We start from the raw sequence: 811 nt of genomic DNA on the forward strand, positions 1-811 counted from the left end.
ATAGAAGGAAAATGATTGTTTGCTAATTGTTTCTTTTTCAAACCTACACCTTCTACCTAAGTGTTATAGCTTGCTTACACAAGATTAGATGAGACTGCTTGAAAAAAGTTCCAAGCAAAAAAAAGCCCGCTTGAGCGGGCGAATAGTCACAGATGCATTACACAAAAGTGGATAGCTGACATCACGAGCGTGGTCATGCCTGTCAGCCGATTCACTTTATGTTGGTTAAGTGCTTGTTGAAAACTTAACCAACAGAATCAGCATATACGAGTTTTATAATGGTGACTATTTATGTTTTAATTTTGATTAAAAATTCTGTGGCGTGTTTTTATAGATATGAGGGAGATCACGCAGTGATGAGAACACTGCGCTTTATTGCATTATGAATTGGATGTTAACGACAGATTTCGGCCACGGTGGGGTGGCACAACTGAACCAAATCGTCGATGGATAACGCCAGCCCTGCCATGCGGTCCCCACTGCTGATGGTGACTTCACGTTCTTCCAATAAGCTTGGGTCAAACACAATCGGCATCTGTCGTTTGAGTAATAACGGCGTCACAGTGCCAATTTTATAACCAGTGATGGCTTCTACATCGGCCTGGTCGACACAAGTCATGCGGCGACATTGCAGTAAAGCTCGTACCTTTTTTGGATCCACACTGCGATCACCAGGGGCGCAGGCGAGGGCGTATTGATTGCCCATCTCTCGCAGCAATATCGCTTTGACCATTTGAGAAGGGCGAATGCCGCGTTGTTGCGCGGCATCCTCAATTGTTGTAGCTGGTCTTTGATGCGGAAGCAGACGAAA

The 811-nt window shown here is 44.8% G+C and carries 1 protein-coding gene; it reads right to left on the bottom strand.

Translation table 11 applies throughout. From position 1 onward, the window contains the following. Positions 1-394 precede the first annotated feature (394 nt). The coding region (locus R7040_RS25715; protein ID WP_318097463.1) for a YbaK/EbsC family protein at positions 395-811 on the bottom strand (417 nt) is incomplete at its 5' end.

The sequence above is a fragment of the Vibrio sp. 1069 genome, from assembly GCF_033340555.1.